The sequence below is a fragment of the Streptomyces sp. PL-25 genome, from assembly GCF_058344915.1.
On the sequence record NZ_CP136997.1, the window covers coordinates 5,651,211 to 5,671,601 of the forward strand.

A 20,391-nucleotide genomic window follows, 5' to 3' on the forward strand; every position below is an offset into this window, starting at 1 on the left:
CCTGAGTGGCGGAACACCTGCCCAGGCCACCCCGCCACCCCAGGTCGCTTCGGAGCCGCCCCCGGTGCCGGGCGCCGTACTCGCCGAGGCCCCGAGAGCGCAGAGGAAGCCGTCCCATGCACCAGCCGACTCCGCCCTGCCCCACCGGCGGCGCCGCGGTCTTCAGCACCCCCGTGAGCCCCGTGGGGCAGCGCCTCGCCGCGCCCCCGCGGTACGCCGCGCTCGTGCCGGGTGAATCCCGGACCCGGGCGCCGCGCTCGCTCCCCGGCAGTCCCGCGGAGCTGCCCGCCGCCCATGACGCCATGATCTGCGTGGCCCTCCCCGGGCTGGCGGTCTCGTCCGCCCAGGGGCAGCTGAGCGGGCGCGGTCTGGAGGGCTTCTACCGCTCCGGACGGCGCCTCCTCTCCCGCTGCCAGGTACGCGTCGCCGGGCGTGAACCGCTCGGCGTCCACGCCCTGATGACCGCCGCCGACCGGGTCCGCTTCGTCGGCACCCTGCGCGCCTCGCCGGGCACGGGCCCGGACCCCGATGTGCTGGTGGAGCGCGTACGGGACGCGGACGGCACGGAGCGGATCACCCTGCGCAGCACCTCGCCGCGCCCGCTGCGGCTCCCCGTGGAGGTGGCCCTCGGTACCGACCTCGCGGACCTCGGCCAGATCGCCCGTGGAGGCGCGGGCGAGGAACGGCCCGCGAGCGTACGCGGCTCCGGTCTGCGCTGGTCTCGCGGCGCCACCAGCGCATCGGTCACCGCGGACCCGCCGCCCGCCGAAGCACTGGCCTCCGCGGGCCTGCTGCGCTGGGAGTTCGAGCTGCCCCCGGGCGGCACGGCCACCGTGGAACTGCGGGTGCGGCAGGACGGCGCGGGCCCCCTGCGGGCCGTGGGCCGCACCGCCACGAGTCCGCTGGCGCCCGCGCGGGCCACCGGCGACACCCCGGGGGTGGCGGAACTGCTGCGCACCGGCATCGACGACCTGCACGCCCTGCTGCTGCGCGACCCGGCCGCTCCGTCCGACCTGCACCTGGCGGCCGGGGCCCCGTGGCGGTGCGGCCTGGCCCCGGCCGAGGCGCTGGCCGCCGCCCGGATGGCGCTGCCCCTGGGCACCCGGCTGGCCGTGAGCACCCTGCGCACCCTGGCCCGCACCCAGCACACCGGTCCGGGCCGGCGGACCGGGATGATCCCCGGACCGCGCCGCGACGCGGGCCCCCACCTGCCGCCCGGCTGCACCGGCACGGAGGCGACCCTGCTCTTCCCCGCGCTGCTCGCCGAAGCCCGCCGCTGGGGCCTTCCCGAGCGGGAGGCGGAGGACCTGCTGCCCGCGGCCGAGGGCTGCCTCACCTGGCTGCGCGCGTCCGTGGGGGACGGCACATATCTGTGCGATCAACTGCCCGGCAGACCCGTGCGCTGCGAGATCCAGGCGCACGCCCACCGGGCGGCGCTGCTCGGAGCGGACCTGCTCGACGCCTTCGGCAGACCGGGCGCGGACGAGCTGCGGCAGTGGGCCCAGCACCTGCGCACGGCGTTCCGGGACGACTTCTGGGTCGACGACCGCGGCGGCGGCAGACCCGCGGCCGGCAGGGCACCCGACGGGCGGCTGCTCACGCACCTCGACGCCTCCGCCGCGCACCTGCTCGACACCGGCCTGCTGGGCGGTGGACGGCAGGCGCCCGGACTCCTCGACGAGGCGCGGACCGGTCAGCTCGCCCGGCTGCTGCGCGGGCCCACGATGGACTCGGGCTGGGGACTGCGCGGGCTCGCCGCAAAGGAGGCCGGTTACAACCCCTTCGGCCACCGTGCCGGGGCGGTGCGGGTGGCCGAGACGGCCGTCGCCGTCGCCGGTCTGGCGGCGGCGGGCCACGAGGAGGAGGCCGGTGCCCTGCTGCGGGGCATCCTGGCGGCGGCCGGGGCCTTCGGACACCGGCTGCCCGAGATGTTCGCCGGAGAGCAGCGCACGGACGGTGGCGCGCCCGTTCCGCACCCGGCGGCCTGCCGCCCCTCGGCGACGGCCGCGTCCGCCGCGGTCCTGCTGCTCACCGCGCTCGTCGGCATCCGGCCCGACACCCCCGCCGGGACGGTCACCCTGCGGCCGGTGCGTGCGGCGCCGCTCGGGGAGATCGGCCTCACCGGGCTGCGGGTCGCCGGCGCCCCCTTCTCGGTACGGGTCAGCAGGCTCGGCCTCGCCCTGGTCGAGGAGGCGGCCGAGGGGCTGCAACTGGGGGTATGACCTTGCCCGGCATGGTGCCCAGAGTGGCCGGGACGCGAGGACGGGGCGTCCGGCGCGGCCGCGCGGACCACGCGTCGCTGCGACCGGCGAAGGGAGTGTTTATCGTCAGGCAGACGACTATGATCACGGCATGCCCTACGACCCGTCAGCCTTTCCGCCCTTCGCTGTCACCGTGGACCTGGTCGTGCTGACCGTGCGCCGCCACGCCCTGTGCGCGCTGGCGGTGCGCAGGGGAGAGCCTCCGTTCCAGGGGCGGTGGGCGCTTCCCGGGGGCTTCGTGCGGGAGGACGAGGATCTGGCGCAGGCCGCGGCGCGCGAACTGGAGGAGGAGGCGGGCCTGTGCGTCCACGACCCCGCCGCACCGGTCCAGGACAACGGCGCGCACCTGGAGCAGCTGGCGACCTACGGCGACCCGGGCCGTGATCCGCGGATGCGCGTCGTCAGCGTCGCCCACCTCGCCCTCGCGCCCGATCTGCCCGCGCCCCGGCCCGGTGGTGACGCCGGTGACGCCCGCTGGGCGTCCGTGGCGGAGCTGCTCCAGCACGGCGGCTACGGCCGGGACGGCGAAGCCGCGGCACCGCTCGCCTTCGACCACGCCCGGATCCTGGCCGACGGGGTCGAGCGGGCCCGGTCGAAGATCGAGTACTCGTCGCTGGCGACCGCGTTCTGCCCGCCGGAATTCACCGTCGGTGAACTGCGGCGCGTCTACGAGGCGGTGTGGGGAGTGGCGCTCGACCCGCGCAACTTCCATCGCAAGGTGACGGGGACGCCCGGCTTCCTGGTGCCGACCGGGGGCACGACCACGCGGCAGGGCGGCCGGCCCGCCCAGCTGTTCCGGGCGGGCGGGGCCACGTTGCTCAACCCGCCCATGCTGCGCCCGGAGGTCTGAGACGGGGACCGAGGGCGGCGGTGTCGGCCGTACGCGCGTTGCAAACCGGCAAAAAGGTACATAACGGCTATCTTGCTGCGGGTGATCCAGGCCTTCGGATTGACCAGCGACTCCCGCAAGGGCCGTTCGCCCGCCGTCGACGACGTCTCCTTCGAGGCGCACTCGGGGCGTGTCACCGCGCTCCTGGGGACCGCGGGCGCGGGCAAGACGACCACGCTCAGACTCATGCTCGAACTCCAACAGGGCCGGGGAATCACCTACTTCAAAGGGCGGCCCCTGCATCGCATCGCCCATCCGGCGCGTGAGGTCGGTGTCCTCCTCGGTGACGTGCCCGGCCATCCCTCCCGCTCGGTCCGGGGCCATCTGCGGATGCTGTGCGCGGCGGCGGGACTTCCGGCCCGGCGGGCCGACGAAGTGCTGGAGGCGGTCGGACTCGTCAGCTTCCGCGACGAACGTCTGGGCATGCTGTCGCGCGGCATGGACCGGCGGCTCGGCCTGGCGTGCGTCCTGCTGTCCGACCCGCACACACTGGTGCTCGACCATCCGGCGGGCGGCGTCTCCCCGCGGGAGGGCCGCTGGCTGCACGGCATGCTGCGGGCCCACGCGAGCCGGGGCGGCACGGTGCTGTTCGCCACGGACGACCCCAAAGAGGCCGCGCGTACGGCAGACCGGGTCGTCACGCTGGAGCGCGGCAGCGTCGTGGCCGACCAGGAGGCGACGGACTTCGCCCGCCACCGGCTGCGTCCTCGCGTCGCGGTCCTCAGTCCGCACGCCGCCCGTCTCGCCGCCCTGCTGGCCAAGGAGGCCCGCACCGCCCAGCGCTCCGTGGAGGTCGTGCGGGAGGACGGCAATCGCCTGTCCGTCTACGGCAGTACGTGCGCCGACGTCGGGGAGGCCGCGTTCCGCCACGGCATCCTGGTGCACCAACTCGCCGACGAGGTGGGCGACATGGGCGCCGGTGCCGGGGCCGAGCGCCCCACCGCGGAGCACCCCTTCGCCGAACGGGCGCAGGCCGCGGAGCCCGGCGCCCCCGCCGCCGGAGAGACTTCGGCTGCTCCGGCTTCGGGGCAGGCCCCGGGGTCGGGGGCCGTCCCCTCCGTTCCCTCCGCATCCCTGGTGCGCGACGGCGGCGGAGCGGTCGGCGAGCCGGGAGGGAACGCGCGTGCCGCAGCGGACCGAGGCGGAGCCGTCGCCGCCACCGCTCCGGGCGGGCCGGGCGCCACGTCTCGAAAGGAGGCCGAGGAGACGGTCGCCGCCGCTCTCCTCGACCACGGCCGCCCCGAGGCCGTCTCCGTCGCCGCGCACGCCGAGGGTTCGACGACGGCCGCCGCACCCGCCGACGGCGTGCCCACGGCGGCACGCCCGCACGTCGGTGGCGTACGGGCCCGTCCCGGCGATGCACCCCGCACCGCCCGCGGGGATCGCGCCGGCGCGCCGGAGCAGTCCCCGGAGGGCACCCCCGGCACGCGGCCCTCGGCACGACGGCGCCCCGGCCCGCACCCGCACCCGCACCCGCAAGGAGCGCAGCCCAGCCCGCAGCCGGATCCCCAGCCACAAGGGACTGCTCGGGCACCGGGCCCGCAGGCGTCCGCCACGCACTCGGCCACCGCACACCCGTCCGCCACGCAGCCCTCGATCCCCACGCCCCGCCCCGCCGAGGTCGTCACGGCGGATGCCTCGTCGCCGTTGCCGCCCCCCATCGCCGTCCGCCCCGGCGCGGGACCGCTGCGCCCCGTGCGCTACGAACTGCGCCGCGCTCTGGGCATCGGCACCGGATTCGCCGTCTGCGCGGCCGTGCTCGTCGTCTCCGCCCTCACGGCCCTGGTCATGGGGCGCATCGGCCATACGCCGCAGCCCCGGTTGCTGGCGGCGTGGCCGCAGCAGCTGCCACTGCCGCCGGCGGCGCTCGGCGCGGGACTGCTGGGAGCGCTCGCTTTCGGCGACGAGTTCCGGCACCCCGCGCTGGCGGCGGACCGGGGCACCGTGCCCCGCCGCCTGGGACTGCTCGCCGCCAAGCTCCTCGTCGCCACGGCCACGGCGGCGCTGCTGGCCTTCCTCACCATCGGCTGCGACGCCGAGCTGCTGTACCTCGTCTACGGCGGGGAACTGACCCAGGTCCCCGGTGACTGGCTCGCCCCGGCCGCGAGTTGGACCGGCCTCGTGATCGGCTGCGGCTGGACCGGGGTGCTGGCCTCGGGAGTGTTCCGGTCCGCGACCGCGGGGCTGGCCGCGGTGCTCGCCGTGCCGGTCGTCGGCGTACCGCTGGTGCAGGAGGCGCTGGGCGGCGCCGCCTGGGACACCGCCGGACTGCCCGCGCGGCTGCACGAGACGTTCCTGCTGCCGTGGCCCTTCGGCGGGGATCGCTGGCTCTCCGCCGCGGCCCGCGTGGTCGCCCAACCGATGGGCAGCGCCCTGGTGTTGTCGCTCGGTGCGCTGCTCGGTGGGTATCTGCTGACGGTCCTGCGGAGCAGAGCCCGATGAGCAGGGTTCGCGCTCATTCGATCGTGCATCGGGCGCAACTCCCCGCGGAAAGCACATTTCTTTCCGATAAGGCGTCAATTGCGACGGAGTGAGCGATCACCCTTTCGTGTGCTTTTCACCAAAGACCTCAAGGGAGTTGGAGGCAGCGCCGACAAAGGATCCGTGAGTACCCTTGCGCACACCATGATGACCGCCGCCCGCTCCACCGACTCCGGCCTGGCCGGACCGGGCGGACTCGACCGCTACCCCTACGCCGAGGCGCCCGTCCCCGACCGCGTCGGAAGTCCTGCCTGGGAGGGCGCGGACCCCGAGCTGGGGCGCGTCGGCCGGCGCGCCGCCGGCAGCCGCGGCCGCGGCCTGCACGGCCAACTCGTCCAGCAGCTCGGTCAGATGATCGTCTCGGGCGACCTGGGCGCCGACCGCCCGCTGGTTCCCGAGGAGATCGGCCAGCGCTTCGAGGTCTCCCGCACCGTCGTCCGGGAGTCGCTCCGCGTGCTGGAGGCCAAGGGCCTGGTCAGCGCGCGTCCCAACGTCGGCACGCGGGTGCGCCCGGTCAGCGACTGGAACCTCCTCGATCCCGACATCATCGAGTGGCGGGCCTTCGGGCCGCAGCGCGACGACCAGCGCCGTGAGCTGAGCGAGCTGCGCTGGACGATCGAGCCACTCGCCGCGCGCCTCGCCGCGGGACACGGACGCGAGGACGTCCAGCAGCGCCTCGCCGACATGGTCGAGATCATGGGCCACGCCCTTGCGCAGGGTGACGCGCTGACCTTCTCCCGGGCCGACACGGAGTTCCACGGCCTGCTCATCCAGGTCGCGGGCAACCGGATGCTGGAGCACCTCTCCGGGATCGTCTCGTCCGCCCTGCACGTGTCGGGCGGCCCCGTCACGGGCTGCGACCGGCCGAACGACGCCTCGGTGGGGCAGCACGCCCGGATCGTCGACGCGCTCGCGGCGGGCGACGGCGCCGCGGCGGAGGGCGCCATGCGCCAGCTCCTCACGGTGCACCCCGAGATCGAGCGAGTGGTGCCCGCGCCGCGCGAGCACTGAACCGCGGGCGACGCGCCGGGGCGCGGGCGGCACGGCCGGAGACCTGCCGCCCTCCCGTGCCCCCGGACCGCGGCTCGCCTCCCTCGGCTCCGCCGCTCCAGCCCGTCCCTCCGTCGTCCTCTCCTCGCCGTCTCGCCGTCTCGCCGTCTCGCCGTCTCGTCGTCCTCGCGCCGTCGCACTGTCCTCGTGTCACCCTCCCGGCGCCTCGGCCGACGGGTGGCCCCGGCGGGCGAGTGGCCTCGGTCGGGACCCGGCCGGATCTTCCGCCTCCGCCTCCGCGCGCCCGGCGGGGTCGCGCGCGACGGGCGGGCGGCCCCTCGTGAGAGCCTGTCCGCCCCGGCTGATCTCATGTGTCCACTTCTGACCGTTTTTAAGCGCTTACGGGGTGTGACTCGGGCCACGCGGATTGGGCGTAACGCTCATGGGAACAACGCGATGACCTAAGAGGTGACAGCCGCGGAGGGAATACGGACGCCGTTCATGGCGCTGTGCATCTTCCCGGCCCCCGCCCGTCCCGTCGGCCCAATCCCCAGGCCGGTGGTCGGCTCCTGTCCGTCAGAGGACGGGGCCGGAAGCCGTTTTCCAACGTTCCGAGAGGTTGTTCGTGTCGGCCAGCACATCCCGTACGCTCCCGCCGGAGATCGCCGAGTCCGTCTCTGTCATGGCGCTCATTGAGCGGGGAAAGGCTGAGGGGCAGATCGCCGGCGACGATGTGCGTCGGGCCTTCGAAGCTGACCAGATCCCGGCCACTCAGTGGAAGAACGTACTGCGCAGCCTCAACCAGATCCTCGAGGAAGAGGGTGTGACGCTGATGGTCAGTGCCGCGGAGCCAAACAAGCGCACCCGAAAGAGCGTCGCAGCGAAGAGTCCGGTCAAGCGCACCGCCACCAAGACGGTCGCGGCGAAGACGGTGACCACCAGGAAGGCCACCGCCACCGCCACTCCGACGGCGCCGCCCGCCGCCGACACGCCGGTCGAGGACGACGCTCCCGCCAAGAAGGCCGCCGCCAAGAAGACGACCGCCGCCGCGAAGAAGACGGCGGCGAAGAAGACGACCGCCGCCGCCAAGAAGACGACGGCCAAGAAGACCGCGGGCAAGAAGGACGACGCCGAGCTCCTCGAGGACGAGGTGCTGGAGGACCCCAAGGGCGCGACGGAGGAGCCGGAGGGCGCGGAGAGCGCCGGTTTCGTGCTCTCCGACGAGGACGAGGACGACGCCCCCGCCCAGCAGGTCGCCGCGGCCGGCGCCACCGCCGACCCGGTCAAGGACTACCTCAAGCAGATCGGCAAGGTCCCCCTGCTCAACGCCGAGCAGGAAGTCGAACTGGCCAAGCGCATCGAGGCGGGTCTCTTCGCCGAGGACAAGCTGGCCAACTCCGACAAGCTGGCGCCGAAGCTCAAGCGCGAGCTGGAGATCATCGCCGAGGACGGCCGCCGAGCCAAGAACCACCTCCTGGAGGCCAACCTCCGTCTGGTGGTCTCCCTGGCCAAGCGCTACACCGGCCGCGGCATGCTCTTCCTGGACCTCATCCAGGAGGGCAACCTCGGTCTGATCCGCGCGGTCGAGAAGTTCGACTACACCAAGGGCTACAAGTTCTCCACGTACGCCACCTGGTGGATCCGGCAGGCGATCACCCGCGCCATGGCCGACCAGGCCCGCACCATCCGTATCCCGGTGCACATGGTCGAGGTCATCAACAAGCTCGCGCGCGTGCAGCGCCAGATGCTCCAGGACCTGGGCCGCGAGCCCACTCCGGAGGAGCTGGCCAAGGAACTCGACATGACCCCGGAGAAGGTCATCGAGGTCCAGAAGTACGGCCGCGAGCCCATCTCGCTGCACACCCCGCTGGGCGAGGACGGCGACAGCGAGTTCGGTGACCTCATCGAGGACTCCGAGGCGGTCGTCCCGGCCGACGCGGTGAGCTTCACGCTGCTCCAGGAGCAGCTGCACTCGGTGCTCGACACCCTGTCCGAGCGCGAGGCGGGTGTCGTCTCCATGCGCTTCGGTCTCACCGACGGCCAGCCCAAGACCCTCGACGAGATCGGCAAGGTCTACGGCGTCACGCGTGAGCGGATCCGCCAGATCGAGTCCAAGACCATGTCGAAGCTGCGCCACCCGTCGCGCTCGCAGGTGCTGCGCGACTACCTCGACTAGGACCCGCGCGACACCGTGAGGCCCGGTTCTCCCGTGCGGGGGACCGGGCCTTCGTGCTGCGGCGTGCGCCCACGTGCCCGACTCTGGGTGTTCGATGATCACCACAGAGTGAGGAGTGCGTATGCGACGCCGTATTGCCCGCGCCCTGGCCGGGCCGCTGGTGCTGGCGGCCACCGGAGCTGCGATACCGCTGGTCAACGCCGCCCCCGCCGCCGCTGACAGCGTTGTCGTCGGGGGTTTCCCCGTCGATGTGGCCCAGAGTCCGTGGACCGTGGCGCTGTCCAGCCGTGACCGGTTCGGAGGTACGCGCGCGGGACAGTTCTGCGGGGCCGTGGCCGTCGCCCGCAATGCCGTACTGACCGCCGCGCACTGCCTGTCCGGTGATGTGGTCGGTGCGCCGCCGACACGGGATCTGAAGGTCATCGAGGGGCGTACGGACCTGCTGTCCGGACAGGGCAAGGAGATCCGCGTACGCGCCACCTGGGTCAATCCGCGCTATGACCGTACGACCAACTCGGGCGACTTCGCGGTGCTCACGCTGGCCGAGCCGCTGCCCCAGCGCGCCGTCATCCCGATGGCGGGCGCGGGCGACCCCGCGTACGCGCCGGGGACGAGCGCCCTCGTCTACGGCTGGGGCGACACGACCGGCGGCGCGGCCTACCCGCACAGCCTGCGCGCGGCGCGGGTGCATGTGCTGCCCGACGCCCAGTGCGAGCGGGCGTATCCGGGCAGTACGAACGGCACCTACGTGCCCCGGACCATGCTGTGCGCGGGCGAGAGCGCCGGTGGACGGGACGCCTGCCAGGGCGACAGCGGGGGACCGCTGGTGGCCCAGGGGCGCCTCATCGGGCTGGTCTCCTGGGGGGACGGCTGCGGGGAGGCGGGGAGCCCAGGCGTCTACACGCGGGTGTCCGACGTGGTGCGGACGCTGCGTGCCGCGTGGGGGGCCAAGGGCCTGCGGCCGTCCATGGGCGTGGCCTGAGCGGCCTCGGGCGGACATGACGACGGGCGGTCGCTCCTGTGGATCAGGAGCAACCGCCCGTTTCGCCGGCCTGTGCCGGAGCTGGCTCGTCGTGCGAGATGGTCAGCGCTCTTCGTCGGGCGTGGTCGCAGGCACGGAGGTGAGGCGCTCCGTCTCATCCTGTATCTCAGCGGCGATCTTCTTGAGTTCCGGCTCGAACTTGCGACCGTGGTGGGCGCAGAAGAGCAGTTCTCCGCCGCTCAGCAGGACGACGCGCAGGTATGCCTGGGCGCCGCAGCGGTCGCAGCGATCAGCGGCCGTCAGCGGGCTCGCGGGGGTCAGAACAGTAGTCACGTCGCCTCTTCTCTAGCTCGACGAGCTGTCGTACCAGGGTCAACATCCAACCAGCCCCAAACGTTCCCGCTCGCGGCTTTTCCTCGAAAAATCTTCCCGAGGTGGCTGTCCGTTGCCGGTTTGGCGGCGAATGTGCCGTATTACGTTTCTGTGTGTCTTACGGGTTCGCGCTGTCGGTCATGGTCGGTCCTCCCCGGCCGGCTTGCCGGTTGTTCATGAGGACGTGCCCGGAGCCTAAATGGTTCATGCCCCGAAGGGAACGTGATATGTGCTTCACTCCATCGAGGGATCGAACGTACATGCGACTCCTCGACTAGTCTGAAGCGCCGTCGAGGGTTGCGTTACAAGGGCTCTACCAGGGCTCGGTACCCTCTGAGCGGCAACCCAAGCCGCGCCCTTACCCATCAGGGCCTCACCTGAAATTCAGCGAGGAGCGAACCGCGTGACCGCCGATACGTCCGTGCCGTCCACAGCGCTGCTGGCAGGAGCAGACCGTGACGGCTCCAACTACACCGCGCGGCACCTGCTCGTCCTCGAGGGGCTCGAGGCCGTGCGCAAGCGCCCCGGCATGTACATCGGGTCGACCGACAGCCGCGGTCTCATGCACTGCCTGTGGGAGATCATCGACAACTCCGTGGACGAGGCCCTGGCGGGCGTCTGCGACCACATCGAGGTCGTCCTGCACGACGACGGCTCCGTGGAGGTCCGCGACAACGGCCGAGGCATCCCGGTCGACGTCGAGCCGAGGACCGGCCTGTCCGGTGTCGAGGTCGTCATGACCAAGCTGCACGCCGGCGGCAAGTTCGGCGGCGGCTCCTACGCCGCCTCCGGCGGTCTGCACGGCGTCGGCGCCTCCGTCGTCAACGCGCTCTCCGCCCGGCTGGACGTCGAGGTCGACCGCGGCGGCCACACGCACGCGATCAGCTTCCGGCGCGGGGTGCCCGGGGCGTTCACGGGCAACGGCCCCGAGGCCAGGTTCGAGGCCGGCAGCGGGCTGCGCAAGGCCAAGAAGATCCCCAAGTCGCGCACCGGGACGCGCGTGCGGTACTGGGCCGACCGCCAGATCTTCCTCAAGGACGCGAAGCTCTCCCTGGAGAACCTGCACCAGCGCGCCCGGCAGACCGCCTTCCTGGTGCCCGGCCTGACCATCGTCGTGCGCGACGAGTACGGACTGGGCGAGGGCGGCAGCAAGGGCGAGGAGTCCTTCCGCTTCGACGGCGGCATCAGCGAGTTCTGCGAGTACCTGGCGAGCGACAGGCCCGTCTGCGACGTCCTCCGCCTCAGCGGCCAGGGCACCTTCAAGGAGACCGTCCCCGTCCTGGACGAGCACGGCCAGATGACGCCCACCGAGGTCACCCGCGACCTCGGCGTGGACGTCGCCCTGCGCTGGGGGACCGGCTACGACACCACGCTGCGGTCCTTCGTCAACATCATCGCCACACCCAAGGGCGGCACCCATGTCGCCGGCTTCGAGCAGGCCGTGACCAAGACGATGAACGAGGTGCTGCGGGCCAAGAAGATGCTGCGCGTCGCCGAGGACGACATCGTCAAGGACGACGCCCTGGAGGGCCTCACCGCGGTCGTCACGGTCCGCCTGGCGGAACCGCAGTTCGAGGGGCAGACCAAGGAGGTGCTCGGCACCTCGGCGGCCCGCCGCATCGTGAACAACGTGATCACCAAGGAACTCAAGGCGTTCCTGACCTCCACCAAGCGGGACGCCGCCCAGCAGGCGCGCGTCGTCCTGGAGAAGGCCGTCGCCGCCGCCCGCACCCGGATCGCGGCGCGCCAGCACAAGGACGCCCAGCGCCGCAAGACCGCCCTGGAATCGTCCTCGCTGCCCGCCAAGCTCGCCGACTGCCGCAGCGACGACGTCGACCGCAGCGAGCTGTTCATCGTCGAGGGGGACTCCGCGCTCGGCACCGCCAAGCTCGCCCGGAACTCCGAGTTCCAGGCGCTGCTGCCGATCCGCGGCAAGATCCTCAACGTCCAGAAGTCCTCCGTCACGGACATGCTGAAGAACGCCGAGTGCGGCGCGATCATCCAGGTGATAGGAGCGGGCTCCGGCCGGACCTTCGATCTGGACGCGGCACGCTACGGCAAGATCATCATGATGACCGACGCCGATGTGGACGGCTCCCACATCCGCACCCTGCTCCTCACCCTCTTCCACCGCTACATGCGGCCCATGGTCGAGGCGGGCCGGGTCTTCGCCGCCGTGCCGCCGCTGCACCGGGTCGAACTGGTCCAGCCGAAGAAGGGCCAGGACAAGTACGTCTACACGTACTCGGACCGCGAGCTGCGGGACAGGCTGCTGGAGTTCCAGAGCAAGAACATCCGGTACAAGGACTCGATCCAGCGGTACAAGGGCCTCGGCGAGATGGACGCCGACCAGCTGGCCGAGACCACGATGGACCCGCGCCACCGCACCCTGCGCCGGATCAACCTCTCCGACCTGGAAGCGGCGGAGGGCGTGTTCGACCTGCTCATGGGCAACGACGTGGCCCCCCGCAAGGAGTTCATCGCCAGCTCGGCCGCCACGCTGGACCGCTCGCGCATCGACGCGTAGCGGCCGGCAGGGGCTTCACGGCACCCTGGCTGTGGCTGTGGCTGTGGCTGTGGCTGTGGCTGTGGCTGTGGCTGTGGCTGTGGCTGTGGCTGTGGCCGTGGCTGGTGGCTGCGGTCGCCGGACCGTGCCGCGGTCGTGGTCGCGGTCGCGGTCGCGGCCACGATGCCGTTGTGCCGTCTGGGCGGGTGCCCCCGGCGGGCACGGCGGTGGGGCGCCGACGAGGTCCGGGGGCCCGGGGGCCGGAGTCTGGGGCCCGGGGTTTGGTGCCCGGAGTCTGGTGCACGGGGGCTCGGGGGCCGGGGGCCCGGTTGTCCACCCGTGGGTGGAGAATTCCGGCGCCGGGGATCCACCCTCGATCCACCCCCGGTCCGATCAGTCCGCCCGTGATTTTCCGTAGCGTCGAAGGCGTCGGCGGTTCTCGCCGCCGGCCTCTCCTTCCCGCTCATGGAGGCTCTGATGTCCGGGCTCGTCAACGTGCTGGTGATCGTCGCGGTCGCCGCGCTCGTGATCTTCAGGCAGTTCCGCGCCCGCCGGATCGACGCGGACCGGCGCTGGTGGCTGCTGCCCGCGATCCTCGCCGTCGTCGCCCTGCGCGACCCGCACCTGATCGACGCCCACCATCAGAGCGAGGCCGTCGCGCTCCTGGTCGCCGAGCTGATCATCGGCCTGGGGATCGGAGCGGGTTGGGCCTGGACCTCCCGGATATGGGTGGAGCCGGACGGCGCGGTCTGGACCAGTACGACCAAGGCGGGCATCGCCGTCTGGAGCGGAGGCATCGCCCTGCGCGCCGCTCTGTTCGGACTGGGCGAGCTGCTCGGTGTGCATCAGGGCAGCCCGGCACTGATGCTCGCGCTCGCCGCCACGCTGCTGGTGCGCTCGGGAGTCCTGGTCCTGCGCTCCGGCGCCCTGGCGGCGGCGGACGGCCGGACCGCGGCGTACGGTGACGGCAGGCCCCGCCCCGCGTGGAAGGAACACGCATGACGGAGAACGTCTGGACGCGCTGGCCCTCTCCGGAAGCACTGGGCCGCGAGGGCATCTCGCGGCCCCGGCGCCTCCTGGGCTGGTGTGTGCGGCTGATGCTGGCCGCCATCCTGCTGTGGGGCGCCTTCCGCAACAGCCACGTCCACGCCTGGGGCGCCGCGGCGGCCGCGGCGGGCGTGCTGGTGGCCGCCGGCGCGTCCTGGGCCTTCTTCCGGACCACGCTCGCCCACCGGCTCGGACCGTCCCTGGTGCTGTTCGTGCTGCTCCTCGCAGTCGGCGCCGCCGCCCAGGCGGGGAACTTCCACGATCCGGCCCTCGTCATCTGGTGCGCCTGCGCGGTCGGCGCGCTGGAGAGACTGCCGCTCGCGGTGGCCACCCCGCTCACGGGAATCGCGCTCGGCGCCTTCGCCGCGGCCAACGACGACCGGTGGCTCACCACCGTCGTCACGGCGGTCGGACTGGCGCTCGCCGGCTATGTCCTGCGGCTCGACGCCGAGGCCCGCGCCGGTGCCCAGCGGCTGCTCGCGCAGGAGCGGGCCGCTCGGGCGGCGGAGGCGGAGTCGGCGGCGCTGGGGGAGCGGGCCAGGATCGCGCGGGAGATCCATGACGTGCTGGCCCACAGCCTCTCGGCCCAGCTCGTGCACCTGGAGGCCGCCCGGCTCCTCATCGAGCGGGGCGCGGACCGGGACCAGATCCTGGAGCGGGTGGTCGCCGCCCGGGGCATGGCCCGCGACGGACTCTCCGAGACCCGGCAGGCGCTGTCCGCGCTGCGCGGCGAACTGACCCCGCTGGAGGACTTCCTCGGCCAGCTCGTGGCGGCGAACGACGGCGCGGAGGTCACCGTCTCGGGTGAACGCAGACGGCTCCCCGCCGAGGCGTCCCAGGCCGTCCGCAGGGTCGCTCAGGAGGCGCTGACCAATGTCCGCAAGCACGCTCCGGGCGCCCGGGTCAGGCTCAGCCTGGACTACCGCGACGACCAGGTGGTGCTGGACGTGCGGGACTCGGGCGGTTCGCCCGGCGAACTGGCCGGGGCCGGCGGCGGGTACGGTCTGCTGGGCATGCGTGAGCGCGCCGAGCTGCTGGGCGGCTCGCTGGAGGCAGGGCCGCACGAGGAGGGGTTCGCGGTGACGTTGAAGGTGCCGGTATGACCGAGGAGGCTGTCGGGAAGCCGGCGCGGGTGGTGGTGGCGGACGACCAGACGGTGGTCCGGGAAGGCATCGTGATGCTGCTGGGGCTGCTGCCGGGCGTCGAGGTCGTGGGGTCCGCGGGGGACGGCGAGGAGGCCGTGCGGCTCGTCGCGGAGGTCGCGCCGGACGTGGTGCTCATGGACCTGCGGATGCCGCGCTGCGACGGTGTCGAGGCCACCCGGCGGATCCGCTCGCAGCACCCGGGGACGCAGGTGGTGATCCTCACGACGTACGCGGACGACGAGTCGCTGTTCCCCGCGCTCAGGGCGGGGGCGCGGGGCTATCTGACCAAGGACGCGGGTGGTGACGAGATCGTCCGGGCGGTGCACAGCGTGCTGTCCGGGGACGCGGGGCTCTCGCCCGGCATCCAGCGGCGGCTGCTGGAGCGGCTGTCCGAGCCCGAGTCCCGCCACGCGTCCGCCGATGAACCGCCCGACGGGCTCACGACGCGGGAGTGCGAGGTGCTGGTGCTGATCGCCGAGGGGCTGAGCAACCAGGAGATCGCCCGGCGGCTGCATGTCTCCACGGCCACCGTGAAGACGCACATCAACAACCTGTTCGCCAAGACGGGGCTGAAGGACCGTGCACAGGCGGTGCGGTACGCGTACACGAAGGGCCTGGCGCGTCCGCCGGCGAGCTGAGTCACCTGATGGGGTGAAGCGCGGGGAGAAGCGAGGCGGGGGGTCCGGCGGTTCTGACCATGCTGGGGCATGGAGTCGAACAACGGCCGTCCCGGCGGGGGCGGGGACGGGAGCGGTCCCGGGGACCGGTTCGGGAGCGGCCAGGGGCAGGAACGGTCGGAGCCGGGGCAGGACCGGGAGCGGGCGGCGCCCGAGGATCTGCGGCAGCGCGATCCGTGGTCCGAGGAGCCCGGGACCGGCCGGGGAGGCCGTGGAGAGGGGGCCGGGGCTCGTGGCCTGCGGGTGCCGGTCGCGCGCGGGGCCCGGCCGGACCGGGACAGGGACGGTGCGGCGGCGGCCGAGGTGTATCTCGCGGTGCAGCGCAGCGCGGCGTTCCAGGAGGTGCGCAGCCGCTACCGGAGGTTCGTGGTGCCGGCGGTGGTGGCCTTCCTGGGCTGGTACCTGGTGTACGTGGTCACCGCGACGTCCGCGCCCGGGTTCATGGCGCGGCCGGTGGCGGGCGCGGTGAACGTGGCGATGGTCGCGGGGGCGGGGCAGTTCCTCAGTACGTTCCTCCTGGCGTGGGCGTACGCGCGGCACGCCCGGCTGCGCAGGGACCGGGCCGCGCTCGAACTGCGCTGGGAGACACAGGAGCTGACGCGCAGTGCGGTGCAAGGGGGTGGCGGGGCGTGACCGGCGATCATCAGAGGTGGGCGCTGGTGCTGTTCAGCGTGTTCGTGGCCGTCACGCTGGCCATCACCACCTGGGTGAGCCGTAGGCGGCACGGCTCGGCGGAGGAGTTCTACGCGGGCGGGCGGCTGTTCTCCCCGATGGAGAATGGTTTTGCCATCGCGGGGGACTACGCGTCGGCCGCCTCCTTCCTCGGGGTCCCCGGGCTGATCGCGCTGTTCGGCTACGACGGGGTGCTGTATGTGGTGGGCTTCCTCGTGGGCTGGCTGGTGGTGCTGTTCCTCGTCGCCGAACTGGTGCGCAACTGCGGGCGGTTCACACTGGCGGACGTGGTGGCGGCGCGGATGCGCGAGCGGCCGGTGCGGATCGCAGCGGGCACGTCCTCGGTCACGGTGTCCGTGCTGTACCTGGTGGCGCAGATGGTGGGCGCGGGCAGCCTGGTGGCCCTGCTGCTGGGCAGGACGGGCGCGGGCGGGGCGGCACAGGCATGGACGGTGATCGGCGTCGGCGCGCTGATGGTGGTCTATGTGTCGCTGGGCGGGATGCGGGCCACCACCTGGATCCAGATCGTCAAGGCCGTCCTCCTGCTGGGCGGGACCGTGGTGCTGACCGCGCTCGTCATGGTCCGCTTCCACGGAGACCTCGACGAGCTGCTGCGCGTCGCGGCCGGGCGCAGCGGGCACGGGGACGCCTTCCTGGCACCCGGACTCAGGTACGGCGGCGACTGGACGGCCCGGCTGGACTTCCTCAGCCTCGGACTCGCGCTGGTGCTCGGCACGGGCGGGCTCCCGCACATCCTGTCGCGCTTCTACACGGTGCCGACCGCGCGGGCGGCGCGGCGTTCGGCGCTCTGGTCCATCGGGCTCATCGGCGGCTTCTATCTGATGACGATCGTGCTCGGCTTCGGGGCCGCCGCGATCGTGGGCCCGCAGGCGGTCCGCGGGGCGAACGCCGCCGGGAACACCGCGGTGCCGCTGCTCGCGCTCGATCTGGGCGGCGGCGCGGACTCCACGGGCGGCACGGTGCTGTTCGCGGTGGTCGCCGCGGTCGCGTTCGCCACCATCCTCGCGGTGGTCGCCGGGATCACCCTGGCCTCCTCGGCGTCCGTCGCCCACGACCTGTACGCGTCGCTGCGGCGCCGGGGCGGGACGCGGCGGGGCGAGGTGGCCGTGGCGCGGATCGCCGCCGTGGGCGTCGGCGTGGTCGCCATCGCCCTCGGCCTGCTCGCCCGCGACCTCAATGTGGCCTTCCTGGTGGGTCTCGCCTTCGCCGTGGCCGCCTCGGCGAACCTGCCGGTGCTGCTGTACTCGCTGTTCTGGCGGGGGTTCACCGCCCGGGGCGCGGTCTGGGCCGTGTACGGCGGGCTGGTTCCGGCGCTGGGGCTCGTCGTGCTCTCCCCGGTGGTCTCCGGCAGCCCCGACTCGCTCTTCCCGGGGGTGGACTTCCAGTACTTCCCGCTGCACAACCCCGGCATCGTCTCCATCCCGCTGGGCTTCCTGGCCGGCTGGCTGGGCACCGTCACCTCCGCCGAGCCGCCCGACGAGGCCCGGCACGCGGAGACGGAGGTGCGCTCGCTGACCGGGGCGGGCGCCGTGTGAGCGGCCTCGGGCGCGTCGTACCCCTGCGTCTGCGGTCGTACCCCTGCGCCCGCGTCGGCACCCGGGGACGCGGTCCGTCCCGCCCTCGCCGCCGCTACGGCTATGGCGTCACCCAGGCGTAGCGGTGTTCCGGGCGGCCCGTGTCGCCGTACTTCAGGGACAGGCGCAGCCGGCCGGCCTGTTCCAGGTGGCGCAGATAGCGCTGGGCGGTGGAGCGGCTCAGACCGGTGCGGGCGGCCACCTCGTGGGCCGACAGGGGCCGTGCCGCGCCGTGCAGGACACCGCAGATGAGGTCCGTCGTCGGCTCGGAGTGGCCGCTGGGCAGGCCGGGCGAGGCCGGTGCGGGCGCGGTGCGCAGCGCACCGTAGATCCGGTCCACCTGCTCCTGCCCGGCCACGCCCCGGCCGCCGACCCGGTCGACGGTGCGGCGCAGGGCGGCGTAGGACTCCAGGCGGACGCGGAGCGCGGCGAAGGTGAAGGGCTTGACCAGGTAGTGCAGCGCGCCCAGGCGCATCGCCTGCTGCACGGTCGCCACGTCGCCGGCCGCCGTGATCATGATGACGTCGGTGCGCAGGCCCTGGTCGCGCATGCGGTGGACGAGTTCGAGGCCGGTGCGGTCGGGCAGGTAGTGGTCGAGCAGGACCAGGTCGGTGCCGCCGCGCTGCACGGCGGCCAGTGCCTGGTCGGCACTGTGCGCGCGGGCGGTCACCCGGAATCCGGGAACCTTCCCCACGTATCTCGCGTTGATCTCAGCGACACGGAAGTCGTCGTCGACCACCAGGACGTCAATCATCGGGCCTCTCTCCGTCAAGGCCGGGCCGGCGTCGAGCCCGTGTTCCGGCTCCGATGTTGTAGCGCGAGCAGAACGAGCACAACAGGTGCCTGCGAGCAAAAGAACAGGTTGCGCCCAGAAGACTGCTGCCGTGGCGGGGGCCACACCTACCGTCCCGGGGCATGAGCGCAGACACCAGCCCCGCCATCGAGCTGCGGGGCGCGAGCAAGATGTTCAGGACCCCGTCGGGGGGCCTGCACACCGCGGTCAGGGATCTCGACCTCACCGTGCGGCGCGGGGAGTTCGTCGCCGTGGTGGGTCCGACCGGCTGCGGCAAGTCGACCACGCTGACGCTGGTCAGCGGTCTGGAGGAGCCCACCGAGGGCGAGGTGCTGGTGGCCGGGGAGCCGGTGGCCGGCGTCGGCGGCAAGGTCGGCTTCGTCTTCCAGCAGGACGCCACCTTCCCCTGGCGCACGGTGCTGTCCAACGTCACGGCCGGGCCGCGCTTTCGCGGTGTCCCCAAGGCGGAGGCGAAGGAGAAGGCGCGGGCGTGGCTGGCCCGGGTCGGGCTCGCCGCGTTCGAGGACCGCTATCCGCACCAGCTCTCCGGCGGCCAGCGCAAGCGCGTCGCGCTCGCCGCGACCTTCGTCAACGACCCCGAGATCCTGCTCATGGACGAGCCGTTCTCGGCGCTCGACGTGCAGACCCGGGCGCTGATGTCGGACGAGCTGCTGGAGCTGTGGGAAGGCACCGGATCCTCGGTCGTCTTCGTCACCCACGACCTGGAGGAGGCCATCGCGCTGGCCGACCGGGTCGTCGTGATGACGGCGGGACCCGCCACCGTGAGGCAGGTCTTCGACATCGGACTGCCCCGGCCGCGCAAGGTCGAGCAGGTCCGGTTGCGGAGCGAGTTCATCGACATCTACCGCGAGATCTGGGAGTCCCTGGGCGAAGAGGTCCGCATCACCCGGGAAAGAGGTGCCGCCCATGTCGCCTGAGGTGCTCAGCACACCGGTCGCCGAGACCGCGAAGACACCCGGCCGGGCGCACTCCCGGGCCCGCGCCGCCCGCAGGCGGAAGGTGATCGTCACCGCCGGCCGCGTCCTGCTCCTGGTGGCCGTGCTCGGCCTGTGGGAGGCGCTGTCCCGGGCCGAGGCCATCGACCCGTTCAACTTCTCGATGCCCTCGAAGATCTGGGACCAGATCTGGACCTGGATCACCCACGGCACCGCCCTCGGCTCGCTCGGCGAGCAGATCTGGTACACGCTCTACGAGGCGCTGCTCGGCTGGGTGGTCGGCGTGGTGGCCGGTGTGGTCCTCGGGATCGCGCTCGGGCGCGTCGCCTTCCTCGCCGACGTCCTCGGCCCGTACATCAAGGTGCTCAACTCCATCCCGAGGATCGTGCTCGCCCCGATCTTCGTGATCTGGTTCGGGCTCGGCCCGGTCTCCAAGATCGCCTCGGCCGTCGTCCTGGTCTTCTTCCCGGTGTTCTTCAACGCCTTCCAGGGCGCCCGCGAGGTCGACCGCGATCTGGTCGCCAACGCGCGGATCCTCGGCGCGAGCGACCGCAGGGTCACGCTCCAGGTGGTCGTCCCGTCCGCCACCTCCTGGATCTTCACTAGCCTCCACGTCAGCTTCGGCTTCGCGCTGATCGGCGCCATCGTCGGCGAGTACATCGGCGCCACCAAGGGCATCGGACTGCTCGTCGCGCAGTCCCAGGGCACGTTCAACGCGGCCGGTGTGTACGCCGCGATGGTCATCCTCGCCGCGGTCGCCCTGGTCGCCGAGGGGCTGCTCACCTTCGCCGAGCGCCGCATCTTCCGCTGGAAGCCCGCCGACTCCGGCCACTGAGCCGCCCTCGCCCG

The 20,391-nt window shown here is 72.9% G+C and carries 16 protein-coding genes; 14 read left to right on the plus strand and 2 right to left on the minus strand.

The window, feature by feature from the left end; translation table 11 throughout:
• The first annotated feature begins 116 nt into the window (after positions 1-116).
• The 6 genes from R4Z62_RS25450 to R4Z62_RS25475 all read left to right on the plus strand — a co-directional run bounded on the left by R4Z62_RS25450 (position 117) and on the right by R4Z62_RS25475 (position 9,779).
• Positions 117-2,222, plus strand: a complete 2,106-nt coding sequence (locus R4Z62_RS25450) for an amylo-alpha-1,6-glucosidase (RefSeq protein WP_491520979.1) — start codon at positions 117-119, stop codon at positions 2,220-2,222.
• Positions 2,223-2,352: 130 nt separating this feature from the next.
• Entirely contained in the window at positions 2,353-3,111 is a 759-nt protein-coding gene (locus R4Z62_RS25455; RefSeq protein ID WP_491520980.1) for an NUDIX hydrolase, read from the plus strand.
• Between the two features lie 72 nt (positions 3,112-3,183).
• Positions 3,184-5,592 (plus strand): ABC transporter ATP-binding protein, encoded by a 2,409-nt coding sequence (locus tag R4Z62_RS25460; protein ID WP_491520981.1) that lies wholly within the window; start codon positions 3,184-3,186, stop codon positions 5,590-5,592.
• Positions 5,593-5,754: 162 nt separating this feature from the next.
• Positions 5,755-6,642 carry a FadR/GntR family transcriptional regulator gene (locus R4Z62_RS25465; protein WP_079159098.1) on the plus strand — a complete coding sequence of 296 codons (888 nt, stop codon included), beginning with the start codon at positions 5,755-5,757 and terminating at the stop codon, positions 6,640-6,642.
• Between the two features lie 604 nt (positions 6,643-7,246).
• Positions 7,247-8,797, plus strand: a complete 1,551-nt coding sequence (locus R4Z62_RS25470) for an RNA polymerase sigma factor (RefSeq protein ID WP_491520982.1) — start codon at positions 7,247-7,249, stop codon at positions 8,795-8,797.
• A gap of 121 nt (positions 8,798-8,918) precedes the next feature.
• Positions 8,919-9,779, plus strand: a complete 861-nt coding sequence (locus R4Z62_RS25475; protein ID WP_491520983.1) for a S1 family peptidase — start codon at positions 8,919-8,921, stop codon at positions 9,777-9,779.
• 102 nt (positions 9,780-9,881) lie between these two features.
• Here R4Z62_RS25475 and R4Z62_RS25480 read toward each other — a convergent pair whose 3' ends face one another.
• Positions 9,882-10,112 (minus strand): DUF7455 domain-containing protein, encoded by a 231-nt coding sequence (locus R4Z62_RS25480; RefSeq protein ID WP_018564671.1) that lies wholly within the window; start codon positions 10,110-10,112, stop codon positions 9,882-9,884.
• Positions 10,113-10,554: 442 nt separating this feature from the next.
• Between R4Z62_RS25480 and R4Z62_RS25485 the strand changes: the two genes are divergently transcribed.
• From R4Z62_RS25485 to R4Z62_RS25510, 6 genes are all read left to right on the plus strand, one after another.
• The gene (locus R4Z62_RS25485; protein WP_064535636.1) at positions 10,555-12,678 is read left to right on the plus strand and encodes a DNA gyrase/topoisomerase IV subunit B; all 2,124 of its coding nucleotides are present in this window, start codon (positions 10,555-10,557) and stop codon (positions 12,676-12,678) included.
• 456 nt (positions 12,679-13,134) lie between these two features.
• Complete coding sequence (locus R4Z62_RS25490) at positions 13,135-13,659, plus strand: DUF1453 domain-containing protein (RefSeq protein ID WP_382847485.1); 525 nt, start codon at positions 13,135-13,137, stop codon at positions 13,657-13,659.
• Positions 13,656-14,807 (plus strand): sensor histidine kinase, encoded by a 1,152-nt coding sequence (locus R4Z62_RS25495; RefSeq protein ID WP_064535638.1) that lies wholly within the window; start codon positions 13,656-13,658, stop codon positions 14,805-14,807. The genes R4Z62_RS25490 and R4Z62_RS25495 overlap by 4 nt, the downstream gene beginning before the upstream one ends.
• Positions 14,804-15,487: a response regulator transcription factor gene (locus R4Z62_RS25500; protein WP_064535639.1), complete on the plus strand. Its 684-nt coding sequence runs from the start codon at positions 14,804-14,806 to the stop codon at positions 15,485-15,487. The genes R4Z62_RS25495 and R4Z62_RS25500 overlap by 4 nt, the downstream gene beginning before the upstream one ends.
• A 69-nt stretch (positions 15,488-15,556) precedes the next feature.
• Positions 15,557-16,159, plus strand: coding sequence for a DUF485 domain-containing protein (locus R4Z62_RS25505; protein ID WP_491520984.1), 603 nt, complete (start codon positions 15,557-15,559; stop codon positions 16,157-16,159).
• Positions 16,156-17,754, plus strand: coding sequence for a monocarboxylic acid transporter (locus R4Z62_RS25510; RefSeq protein ID WP_491520985.1), 1,599 nt, complete (start codon positions 16,156-16,158; stop codon positions 17,752-17,754). Before R4Z62_RS25505 ends, R4Z62_RS25510 begins: the two co-directional genes overlap by 4 nt.
• Before the next feature lie 100 nt (positions 17,755-17,854).
• Here the strand turns inward: R4Z62_RS25510 and R4Z62_RS25515 are convergent, their stop codons facing one another.
• Positions 17,855-18,547: a response regulator gene (locus tag R4Z62_RS25515; RefSeq protein WP_355480145.1), complete on the minus strand. Its 693-nt coding sequence runs from the start codon at positions 18,545-18,547 to the stop codon at positions 17,855-17,857.
• 161 nt (positions 18,548-18,708) lie between these two features.
• Between R4Z62_RS25515 and R4Z62_RS25520 the strand changes: the two genes are divergently transcribed.
• Positions 18,709-19,524: an ABC transporter ATP-binding protein gene (locus R4Z62_RS25520; protein WP_491520986.1), complete on the plus strand. Its 816-nt coding sequence runs from the start codon at positions 18,709-18,711 to the stop codon at positions 19,522-19,524.
• Positions 19,514-20,377 (plus strand): ABC transporter permease, encoded by an 864-nt coding sequence (locus tag R4Z62_RS25525; protein ID WP_491520987.1) that lies wholly within the window; start codon positions 19,514-19,516, stop codon positions 20,375-20,377. Before R4Z62_RS25520 ends, R4Z62_RS25525 begins: the two co-directional genes overlap by 11 nt.
• Positions 20,378-20,391: the final 14 nt, after the last annotated feature.

Excerpts from the sequence above, each read along its gene's own strand:
- R4Z62_RS25475 (WP_491520983.1), top strand. The coding sequence starts at position 8,919 with ATGCGACGCCGTATTGCCCGCGCCCTGGCCGGGCCGCTGGTGCTGGCG.
- R4Z62_RS25500 (WP_064535639.1), top strand. The coding sequence starts at position 14,804 with ATGACCGAGGAGGCTGTCGGGAAGCCGGCGCGGGTGGTGGTGGCGGAC.
- R4Z62_RS25495 (WP_064535638.1), top strand. The coding sequence starts at position 13,656 with ATGACGGAGAACGTCTGGACGCGCTGGCCCTCTCCGGAAGCACTGGGC.
- R4Z62_RS25520 (WP_491520986.1), top strand. The coding sequence starts at position 18,709 with ATGAGCGCAGACACCAGCCCCGCCATCGAGCTGCGGGGCGCGAGCAAG.
- R4Z62_RS25515 (WP_355480145.1), bottom strand. The coding sequence starts at position 18,547 with ATGATTGACGTCCTGGTGGTCGACGACGACTTCCGTGTCGCTGAGATC.
- R4Z62_RS25505 (WP_491520984.1), top strand. The coding sequence starts at position 15,557 with ATGGAGTCGAACAACGGCCGTCCCGGCGGGGGCGGGGACGGGAGCGGT.
- R4Z62_RS25455 (WP_491520980.1), top strand. The coding sequence starts at position 2,353 with ATGCCCTACGACCCGTCAGCCTTTCCGCCCTTCGCTGTCACCGTGGAC.
- R4Z62_RS25525 (WP_491520987.1), top strand. The coding sequence starts at position 19,514 with ATGTCGCCTGAGGTGCTCAGCACACCGGTCGCCGAGACCGCGAAGACA.
- R4Z62_RS25450 (WP_491520979.1), top strand. The coding sequence starts at position 117 with ATGCACCAGCCGACTCCGCCCTGCCCCACCGGCGGCGCCGCGGTCTTC.
- R4Z62_RS25490 (WP_382847485.1), top strand. The coding sequence starts at position 13,135 with ATGTCCGGGCTCGTCAACGTGCTGGTGATCGTCGCGGTCGCCGCGCTC.